Here is a 9,130-nt window from a genome sequence, read left to right as displayed (position 1 = left end):
GCGCGCCCCTGTTCGCTGAGGGGTGTCGGGTCAGTTCCGGGTGTGGTCCGCGGTGTGGGAGTTCGCGAAGTCCCAGACCACCGGCAGGAGTTGCTCCGGCGTCTCGGACTGGGGCATGTGGCCCGTGCCCTCCAGCAGGCGGAACTCCGCGCCGGGAATGGCCTGCGCGTACGCGCGTCCGTAGGCGGAGTCCACGACCTTGTCGCTCGCACCCCAGGCGACCAGGGTCGGATGACCGATCCCGGCCAGGCGGTCGGTCAGTGTGGGGTCGGCCATGCCGTGCGGGCCCGAGTAGACCTGGAGCGCGGCACGGTTGGTCCCCATGACCGCGCGCTGCTCCTCGGAGAGCGCGTTCGGGTCGAAGCGGAACTTCGAGAGGTCGTGGAACGAGAGGCGGGCCAACTCGGGGGGCGTGAGCGAGAAGGTGTCGGCTATCGGATGGCCCTGGACGCGTACGCCGACCGCGTTGACGAGGGTGACGCTGCTGATCCGCTCGCTGCCCAGGGCCGCCAGCTCGGCGGCGATCCAGCCGCCGATGGAGTTGCCCACCACGGCCACGTCCCGCAGGTCCAGATCCTCAAGCAGCCGGGCGTACACCTGGGCCAGGGTCGGGACGTCGGTCAGCCACTCGGGGCGGACCGTGCCGCCGAAGCCCGGGTGGAAAGGGGTGAAGACCCTCGCGGGCCGCTGCCCGGCCAGGAAGCCGGCGAACGGGGTGACGGTCTGCGGACCGCCTCCTCCGTGCAGCAGCAGGAAGGGGCGTCCCTCCTGTCCCTGCAGGTCGACGGTGACGTCGACGGTGCCCTGGGCGAGCTTGATCGTGCGTGTGGTGCTGGCCATGCGATGCTCCTCAAGTGTGCGCTCTCGTCGTGAGAGCTGACTCTCAGGAGCTTATGGAGGTCAAGTGCCGTCTTGCAAGTGAACTCTCATGTCGAGAACCCGCTGTTATCGTGTAGGTGACTGTGACTGTGACTGTGACTGTGACTGCAGTGCGACTGCGACTGCTGCCGCGTGCGAGTGTCGACGAGAGGGAGTGCGGGGATGGCGACCCAGGCCGGTGCGGGCCGCACCAACCAGAAGCAGCGCACGCGGACGGCGATCCTGGCGGCCGCACGGGAGTTGATCGATGCGGGCTCCGAGGTCACCATGCCCGCGATCGCCCGCGCCGCCCTCGTCTCCGAGGCCACCGCCTACCGGTACTTCCCCGACCTTCCCTCACTGATCAGTGAGGCGCTGGCCGGTGCCTGGCCGCCTCCCGAGGAGGCGCTCGCCCCGGTGGCGGGCTCCGTCGATCCCGTCGAGCGCATCGCGTTCGCCTGTGCCTATCTGCTCCGCGGCATCCTCGCCAGGCAGGGTTCGGTGCGCGCGATGATCGCGGCCACCGTCACCCGTCCCGAGACGGTGGCCGCCCGCCCCGGCATCCGCTTCGGGCTCATCGACCAGGCGCTCCTCCCGTTGGAGGACACGCTCGGTGCGGCCGACCCGGAGGCGTTCGCTCAGCTCAAGCGGGGTCTGGCGGTCGTGGTGAGCGCCGAGGCCCTCTTCGTACTCACGGACCTGTGCGGGCTCGCAGCGGACGAGGCCGTCGCCAGTGCCGTGCGGACCGCGGTCTCGCTCACCCGCACCGCGACCCAACCGGTGGCATGACGACCCACCCGGTGGCACGACCCCCCACCCGGTGGCATGACGGCCGAGCCGATTGGTGTGACGGCCGAGCCGTTCAGCGACGCGCGACCACGGCCCGCGGTGCTTAGCCCTCGGCGCGCGGCCCCGCATAGCCCACCGTGCCGAGGCTGAGCAGGACGTGCCGCTCGGCGACCTCCTCGGCGGTCAACGGGCCGTCCGCGCGGTACCAGTTGGCGACCCCCTGGCACATGATGAGGATCGCGCGCACGGCGTCGGCCGGGATCGGGGTGGTGAACGCGCCCTCGCGGACGCCGGCCCGGACGGTGTCCAACAGCATGTGCTGCAGATAGTCGCGCAGCGCCACGTACCGCGCGCGGTTCTCGGGCTCCAGGCTGCGGATCTCCGTGTCCAGGAAGGCCATGCCCTTGCGGTTGGCCATGTAGAGCACGATCGACTCCACCATGCCGCAGAAGCGCGGCAGCGGATCGTCGCCCGCCTCTGCGGCAGCGGCCCGGCAGCGGTCCAGGACGTCCTTCATGGACGTCTCCAGCAACGTGGTGAGCAGGGCCTGCTTGTTCTCGTAGTGGTAGTACAGCGCGGGCACGGTGACGCCGACCCGGGCGGCTATGTCCCGCACCGAAGTGCCGTGATAGCCGTGCTCGTTGAAGGCCTCCATGGCGTGCAGGAGGATGGGGTGCAGATCGAGCGGACCGTACGAGCGCCAGTGCTGCGCGGGGGCGACGGCGGCCCGGCTCGGTTCGCTGCTCAACTGCGCTCCTCGGATGGCTCGGTGGCGAGTGACATCGTATGTCGGTGGGACGCCGTGCGCGGGAAACGGCCGCTTATCGATCGATCAGCTGAGTAGGTCGGGCCCGTGTCGAGAGTGGTCACTCCCGGGGCGTTGACCGTTCCCCCCACTCCTCCTACTGTCTTAGCGAACGATCAGTAGGTAGATGTGACGCCCGTGAGACCCGAACCCGCCCGTCTGGTGGAGAGCGCGTCAAGGAGTGGCTGTGACAACCGAACTCCCCGCACAACCCCCGGCCGAACAGACCCTGCCGCTGCTGCTGGAACGCAACACGCGTCTGTACGCCGAACTGCCCGCCCTCTCCTGGCAGGGGCCGAGCGGCACCGGCCTCGACGGCACCGGTCGGAGTAGCACCGGGCTGGACGGCCCCGATCGCGTCGGCCCCGATCGAGTCGGCGGTGAACCGCATGACGACGGCTGGGTGACGCTGACCTGGGCGCAGGTCAGGGAACACACCACCCGCCTCGCGGCGGGCTACGCGGCGCTCGGCGTGGGCCGCGGCGACCACGTACTGCTCATGATGGCCAACCGGCCCGAACACTGGCTCTCCGACCTGGCGTTGGTGCGCCTAGGTGCCGTACCCGTCACCGTCTACGGCACCTCCGCCCCCGAACAGGTCACCCACATCGCCCGCAACTGCCGGGCCCGGGTCGCCGTGGTGGAGGGAGCCGCGCAAGTGGCCCTCTGGGAGCCGCTGTCGGCGGATGCCGGTGTCCCGCTGGAGCGGATCGTCGTCGTCGAGCCCGGCGCGGAGGGCGGCCACTTCCCCTATGCCGCCCTCGGCCGCGAGCCGGTCCCGGAGCGGTTCGAGAAGACCCTGGACGCCGCACGACCCGAAGACCCCCTGACGGTCGTCTACACCTCGGGCACCACCGGTGAACCCAAGGGTGTCGTCCTCAACCACCGCCATGTGCTGGCGAACGCGTCGGCGCTGGACGAGGTGGTCGAACTGCCGCCGCACGTCGAGCACATCTGCTACCTCCCCTTCGCGCACATCGCCGAACGGATGCTCGGCATCTACCTGCCCGTCCATCGCGCCTCGCACGTCCATCTGTGCGCCGACCCGACGGGCGTGGCCGCGATCGTGCGCAAGGTGCGTCCGGCCCAGTTCTTCGGGGTACCGCGCGTCTGGGAGAAGCTCGCGGCCGCCGTCCGGGCCGTACTGTCGCTCCTGCCGGCGGAACAGCAGGCGGTGATCGAGGAGGCCGCGCGGGTGGCCCGGGAGCATGTCGGGTACCGGGAGCGGGGTGAGCGCCCGCCCGCCGAACTCGAAGAGGCGTACGCCCGGCAACGGGCCGAGGTGCTGCTGCCGTTGCTGGCCGCGGGCGGCCTGGACCGGATCAGCTGGGCGGCCAGCGCCTCGGCTCCCATGTCCATCGAGGTGGTGCGGTTCTGGGCCGGATTCGGCATCGTGATCATGGACGCGTGGGGGCTCACGGAGACCACCGGAGTGGCGACCACCAACAGCCCGCGCACCGGGTTCCGGCTGGGTTCGGTGGGGCGCCCCGTCTCGTCCGTGGAGGTCCGCGTCGCCGGGGACGGCGAGATCGAGGTGCGCGGCTCGACCGTGTTCTCCGGCTATCTGCGCGAGGACGGCACGGTGGGAACGGCGGTGGACGAGGAGGGCTGGCTGCGCACCGGTGACATCGGCCGTCTCGACGACGACGGCTTTCTGTGGCTCACCGACCGCAAGAAGGAAATGATCGTCACGTCGACGGGCAAGAACGTGTCTCCGGCGCTGGTGGAGAACGCTCTCAAGGAACACCCGCTCATCGGTCAGGCCCTGGTGCACGGCGACAACCGTTCCTACCTCGTGGCCCTGCTGGTGCTCGACGCGGAGACGGCCCCCGCCTGGGCCGAGGCCCACGGCATCGACAAGGACACCGGCCCCGGGGTCATGGCGTCCCTGGCCGCGCATCCGGTCGTACGGGAGGAGGTGGACCGGGCCGTGACGGCGGCCAACGCGCGCCTGAACCGCACCGAGCAGGTCAAGCGGTACCGGCTCCTCGCCCAGGAGTGGGGACCGGCCACTGGGGAGCTGACCCCGTCGCTGAAGATGAAGCGCCGGGTCATCCGTGACAAGTACGCCGTCGCGCTGGGGGAGTTGTACGAGGACTGACCGCCGGAGCCGCTGTGCGTGACGGCGGGCGCCCCACTCCGTGCGAGGGGTGGGGCGCCCGCCGTGTGCTCACCGGCTACAGCCCGTAGGTCTTGCCGATCACGTCCCGCTGGATCTCGCTCGTCCCGCCGTAGACGGTGGAGACGACCGCGGCGCGCAGATGGCGTTCCATGTCGTACTCGGTGGCGTAGCCGTAGCCGCCCATCATCTGCATACCCTCCAGGGCCGCCCGCTTGGCGGTCTCGGTGGCCTTGAGCTTGGCCATGGACGCCTCGCGCGGGAACGACCGCTCCGGTTCGGCGTCGCAGTCCAGGGCCACCTCGCGCACCAGCAGCCGGGTGCACTCGATCTCCGTGGCGAGGTCGGCGATCCGGTGCCGCAGGGCCTGGAAGGAGCCGACGGGACGGCCGAACTGCTCACGCTCGCGTACGTATCCGACGGCGTCGTCGAACGCGCGGCGGGCCAGACCGAGCATGGTGGCGGCCAGGAAGAGCCGCTCGTGGTCGAGGCCGGCCATCAACTGCCGCCAGCCGTCGTCGACCTCCCCGACGACCGCGTCGGCGGGCAGCCGGACGCCGGTGAGGTGGACGTCGTTCACCTCGCGCCCGCCCATGGTCTCGATGCCCCGGATCTCCACGCCCGGTGTGCCGGCCGGGACATGGAACATGGTGAGCCCCGCGTGCTTGGCCGCGGAGGTCCGGGCCACGAGCAGGATGCTCTCCGCGATATGGGCGTTGGAGATCCACGTCTTCTGACCGTCGATCAGCCAGTCGCCGTCGGGACCGCGCCGCGCACGGCACGTGAGCGCCCCCACGTCGGAGCCGGCGCCGGGCTCGGACATCGCGATCGAGAGGACCCTGCCCCGCGCGACCCCCGTGAGCACCTCCCGCTTCTGCCGTTCGGTGCCGAACCGTTCGTACGCCTTGGCGGTGATGACGCTGGTGACGAAACCGCCCGCCGGGACCATCCCGTACGACGTCTCCTCAAGGAACAGACAGGCGTCGGCCACCCCGCCGCCGGAACCGCCGTACTCCTCGGGCAGACACACCCCGAGCCAGCCGAGTCCGGCGAGCCTGCCGTAGAGGCCGGGGTGGTGCCGGTCGCGGCCGGCCCCGGTCAGCTCGTCCCGCTGCTCGCGCGTGCCGCACTCGCGCTTGGCGAAGTCGCGGACCGCCGCGACGAAGTCGGACTGTTCCGGGGTGAGACGACTGCCCATGAGATCCTCCGGGTTCCGGATGGTTACAAAGAAATGGTAGTTGTTTCATCGTCTCTTCGGTGGATCTCGGGCGGTATCGTGAGGAGCACCATGACGACTTCTGCGAACGACTCCCTCCTCGCCCGGGCCATCGACCGGCCCGAGACGGAGGAAAAGGTGGCGCGGCGCATCCTGGACGCCGCACTGGAACAGTTCACGACGTTCGGTCTGCGCCGCTCCTCCATGGACGACGTCGCCAAGCTGGCCGGCGTCTCCAGGGTCACGGTCTATCGCCGCTTCCAGACCAAGGACGGACTGGTCGAGGCGTGCCTGCTGCGCGAGGGCAGCAGGTTCTTCCAGACGCTCGACACGGCGGTGGCGGGTCTGCCGACCATGCAGGAGCGGGTCGTCGAAGGCTTCGTGGTGGCCCTGCGGCACACCAGGGCACACCCTCTCTTCGGTGGTCTGCTGCGCCTCGAACCCGAGGTGGTGCTGCCCTATCTGACCGTCCAGGGAGGCCCCTCGCTGGAGGCCACCTGCGACTATCTGACGGCACATCTGCTCCGTGCCCAGCAGGTGGAAGGGCGCGGTGACTCCGACCCCCGGCCGGTCGCCGAACTCATGATCCGTGTCGCCGTCTCCTTCCTGCTGAACCCGTCGAGCTGCATCGAGATGGAGGACGAGGACCAGGCCCGCGCCTTCGCCCGCCGCTACCTCGCCCCGCTCCTCGACGCCTGACGCCCGCCCCGCTCCTGGACGCCTGACGGCCTGCCCCGCGCCTGGACGCCTGACGGCCCGCACCGCCAGGGTCTCCCGGGCGGGCCGTCAGCGGTGCAGGTGCAGCCACTTCGCCGCCGCGACCGCGCGTTCCCGGGCGGCCGCGGGAGTGCTGAAGGAGGTCAGGTTCACCGGCGGGGCGAAGCGCTGCACGGTGACCGACTGGGGCGCGGTGAACGCCCGCAGCCCGTCCGCGCCGTGGATGCGTCCGAAGCCGGACTCCCCGGAGCCGCCGAACGGCAGAGCGGGGACACCGGCGAAGCCGAGCACGGAGTTCACGGACACCGCTCCGGCCCGCAGCCGCGCGGCGATCGCCGCACCGGCCCGCCGGTCACGGCAGAACACCGAGGCGGCCAGCGCGTACGGCGAGGCATTGGCGCGCCGCACCGCCTCGTCCGTGCTCTCCACCGCGTTGATCGCCACGACCGGACCGAACGTCTCCTCGGTCATCGCCGGGGAGTCCTCCGGCACATCGGCCAGGACGACCGGGGTGACGAACGCCCCGGAGGCGGAGGCCGAGGCCGAGATCGACGCCGCGTCGCCGAGCAGCGCACGCGCTCCGTCCGCCAGCGCCTGCTCCACGTGCCGCCGCACGACGGCCGTCTGGGCGGGCATCGTCATCGGACCGTAGACGGCGTCCGGTACGGGACCGGCCCGCAGCGCACCGGCCCGCTCGACCACCTTGCGGCACAGCGGGGCATGCACCTCCCGTACGGCGTAGACGCGTTCGACGCCCGCGCAGGTCTGCCCGGCGTTGCTCATCGCGCCCCACACGACGGCGTCGGCCGCCGCGTCGAGGTCCGCGTCGGCCGTGACGATCGTCGCGTCCTTGCCACCGCACTCGGCGAGGAACGGCGTCAGCGACCGCGCGCACACCGCCATGACCTTGCGCGCGGTCCCGGGGGACCCGGTGAACGCCACCTTGTCGACGCCCGAGCGGGCCAGCGCCTCGCCCGTCGCCGCCGCACCGGTCACGGTGGTGAGCAGACCGGCGTGCTCGGGCAGCGCCGAGGCCAGGAGTTCGGCCAGCAGTACGCCCGTACCGGGGGTGTGCTCGGACGGCTTGAACACCACGGCGTTGCCGGCGGCCAGCGCGTAACCGATCGAGCCCATGGGCGTGTAGAGGGGGTAGTTCCAGGGGCCGATCACCCCGATCACGCCGAGCGGCCGATGGACCACGGAGGACCGCTGGTTGGCTGCCAGGAGGCCGCTTCGTACGCGCCGCCGTCGCAGTACGCGATCGGCGTTGCGGGCCGCCCAGTTCAGGTGCTCCAGGGTGAGGACGACTTCGAGCACCGCGTCGCCGTGCGGCTTGCCCGTCTCCGCCGCGATCGTCCCCGCGACGGTGTCGAGCGACGACGCGAGCGTGTGCTTCCACCGCAGCAGGTGTGCGCGTCGGTCCGCCGCGGGGAGCGCGGCCCATCCGGCCGCGGCGGTCCGGGCCCGTTCCACGGCGCGCGCCACCTCCTCCGGGCCGTGGACGGGGTGCTCGCCGACGGGATCGCCGGTGGCGGGGGAGCGGACGGTGAAGGTGTCGGCGGGGCGGGTCGCCGCGTCCTGGTCCGTGCCGGTCATCGAAGCTCCTGGTGTGTGGGGCCGCCACCGGCCGGTGGGGTGCGGTGTCCGTTCGTGTCGGAGGAGGAGCGACCGCCGTCCTCGTCCGGCAGCGGTCGCAGCGGCCTGGAGTGGGCCCAGTGCGGACCGAGTTCGTCCATCGTCCAGCCGAAGGGGTACGTACGGGGCTTGGGCCGGTACGGGTGCCAGGTGGGCCGGGGCGGCAGCCGGCGCACCAGGGCGGCCCGGGCCCGTAACGCGCGGTGGGTGGCGGTGCGTACCCGGCGCGGCTGCGGCCTGAAGCCCAGCGCGGTGAGCAGCGGGTCGTCGAGTACGGCGAGGGAGGCGCGCGCCACCAACGGCCGCAGCCAGTGGGGGTACCACCCGGTGACGACCCTCAACGTGGCCGCCGCGACCCGCCGGTTGGCCGGGTCGTAGGCGAACATCCGCTGTTCGTAGGCGTCGTGCAGGCGGGCGAAGTCCGCGTAGTCGCCGGGCAGTTCGGCTATACCCATCAACTCGCCCAGGCGCCGCCCGACGAGTGCGAGACTCTCGGTCTCCTGCGGTGACAACGGCCGCCAGCCGAAGCGGTCGATCCATCGCTTGGGGCCCACGACGGTGGTGGCCAGTACGTAGAGGTAGTCCTCGTTGGCTATGCGGTAGCGGCCGTGGATGCGGTTGAGGTGGCGGGCCGCCGCCCTGCCGTGCTCGGAGTCCATGCCGTCGCGCACGATCTCGTGGGCGATCAGTACGGTGTCGTCGTACCGCTTCTGTCCGGCGCGCTCGAACTCCTGCGTGTGGTCGAGGAGTCGGGATATCCGGGGCACGCCGTAGTCGCGCAGGAAGGCGACCGAGACGCCCTGGAGGTAGTCCCAGGGGAACTCATACTCGGTGATGAGGCGGAAGATCTCTTCGTAGTCCTGCTGCGGGTCCATCTGTTCGATGCGGCGGAGCCGGCTGTAGCGGCCCATGGGGAGTCCCTTTCTCAGGGCCTGACGACGGTGAGTCGAAGATACAAAAACTATCGACTTGTTTCACGAGTCGCGTCAAT

8 protein-coding genes are annotated in these 9,130 nt (G+C 71.1%); 3 read left to right on the top strand and 5 right to left on the bottom strand.

Going from position 1 to position 9,130, the window contains the following annotated elements; all coding sequences use genetic code 11:
* Positions 1-30 precede the first annotated feature (30 nt).
* Positions 31-840 carry an alpha/beta fold hydrolase gene (locus J8N05_RS37155; protein WP_210891031.1) on the bottom strand — a complete coding sequence of 270 codons (810 nt, stop codon included), beginning with the start codon at positions 838-840 and terminating at the stop codon, positions 31-33.
* 201 nt (positions 841-1,041) lie between these two features.
* Between J8N05_RS37155 and J8N05_RS37150 the strand changes: the two genes are divergently transcribed.
* On the top strand, positions 1,042-1,647 hold the full coding sequence (locus J8N05_RS37150) for a TetR/AcrR family transcriptional regulator (protein ID WP_210891029.1): 606 nt from the start codon (positions 1,042-1,044) through the stop codon (positions 1,645-1,647).
* A 103-nt stretch (positions 1,648-1,750) separates the two neighbouring features.
* Here the strand turns inward: J8N05_RS37150 and J8N05_RS37145 are convergent, their stop codons facing one another.
* Positions 1,751-2,395 carry a TetR/AcrR family transcriptional regulator gene (locus J8N05_RS37145; protein WP_210891026.1) on the bottom strand — a complete coding sequence of 215 codons (645 nt, stop codon included), beginning with the start codon at positions 2,393-2,395 and terminating at the stop codon, positions 1,751-1,753.
* 238 nt (positions 2,396-2,633) lie between these two features.
* Here J8N05_RS37145 and J8N05_RS37140 point away from each other — a divergent pair, with 238 nt between their 5' ends.
* A complete protein-coding gene (locus J8N05_RS37140; protein WP_407699997.1) occupies positions 2,634-4,553 on the top strand; it encodes an AMP-dependent synthetase/ligase in 1,920 nt (639 codons plus the stop codon).
* 76 nt (positions 4,554-4,629) lie between these two features.
* Here the strand turns inward: J8N05_RS37140 and J8N05_RS37135 are convergent, their stop codons facing one another.
* Positions 4,630-5,769, bottom strand: a complete 1,140-nt coding sequence (locus J8N05_RS37135) for an acyl-CoA dehydrogenase family protein (protein ID WP_210891024.1) — start codon at positions 5,767-5,769, stop codon at positions 4,630-4,632.
* A 90-nt stretch (positions 5,770-5,859) separates the two neighbouring features.
* On the opposite strand from J8N05_RS37135, the gene J8N05_RS37130 reads away from it, so the two are divergent.
* Positions 5,860-6,486 (top strand): TetR/AcrR family transcriptional regulator, encoded by a 627-nt coding sequence (locus tag J8N05_RS37130; protein WP_210891023.1) that lies wholly within the window; start codon positions 5,860-5,862, stop codon positions 6,484-6,486.
* 87 nt (positions 6,487-6,573) lie between these two features.
* Here the strand turns inward: J8N05_RS37130 and J8N05_RS37125 are convergent, their stop codons facing one another.
* Positions 6,574-8,100: an aldehyde dehydrogenase family protein gene (locus J8N05_RS37125; RefSeq protein WP_210891022.1), complete on the bottom strand. Its 1,527-nt coding sequence runs from the start codon at positions 8,098-8,100 to the stop codon at positions 6,574-6,576.
* Complete coding sequence (locus tag J8N05_RS37120; RefSeq protein ID WP_210891021.1) at positions 8,097-9,050, bottom strand: oxygenase MpaB family protein; 954 nt, start codon at positions 9,048-9,050, stop codon at positions 8,097-8,099. Before J8N05_RS37120 ends, J8N05_RS37125 begins: the two co-directional genes overlap by 4 nt.
* Positions 9,051-9,130 lie beyond the last annotated feature (80 nt).

Origin of the sequence: Streptomyces liliiviolaceus, assembly GCF_018070025.1 — a bacterium.
In the GTDB taxonomy this organism is placed as follows: domain Bacteria; phylum Actinomycetota; class Actinomycetes; order Streptomycetales; family Streptomycetaceae; genus Streptomyces; species Streptomyces liliiviolaceus.
Note: the sequence above shows the minus strand (reverse complement) of the source record. Positions and strands in the feature narration are given on the sequence as shown.

Excerpts from the sequence above, each read along its gene's own strand:
- J8N05_RS37150 (WP_210891029.1), top strand. The coding sequence starts at position 1,042 with ATGGCGACCCAGGCCGGTGCGGGCCGCACCAACCAGAAGCAGCGCACG.
- J8N05_RS37130 (WP_210891023.1), top strand. The coding sequence starts at position 5,860 with ATGACGACTTCTGCGAACGACTCCCTCCTCGCCCGGGCCATCGACCGG.
- J8N05_RS37135 (WP_210891024.1), bottom strand. The coding sequence starts at position 5,769 with ATGGGCAGTCGTCTCACCCCGGAACAGTCCGACTTCGTCGCGGCGGTC.
- J8N05_RS37125 (WP_210891022.1), bottom strand. The coding sequence starts at position 8,100 with ATGACCGGCACGGACCAGGACGCGGCGACCCGCCCCGCCGACACCTTC.
- J8N05_RS37120 (WP_210891021.1), bottom strand. The coding sequence starts at position 9,050 with ATGGGCCGCTACAGCCGGCTCCGCCGCATCGAACAGATGGACCCGCAG.
- J8N05_RS37155 (WP_210891031.1), bottom strand. The coding sequence starts at position 840 with ATGGCCAGCACCACACGCACGATCAAGCTCGCCCAGGGCACCGTCGAC.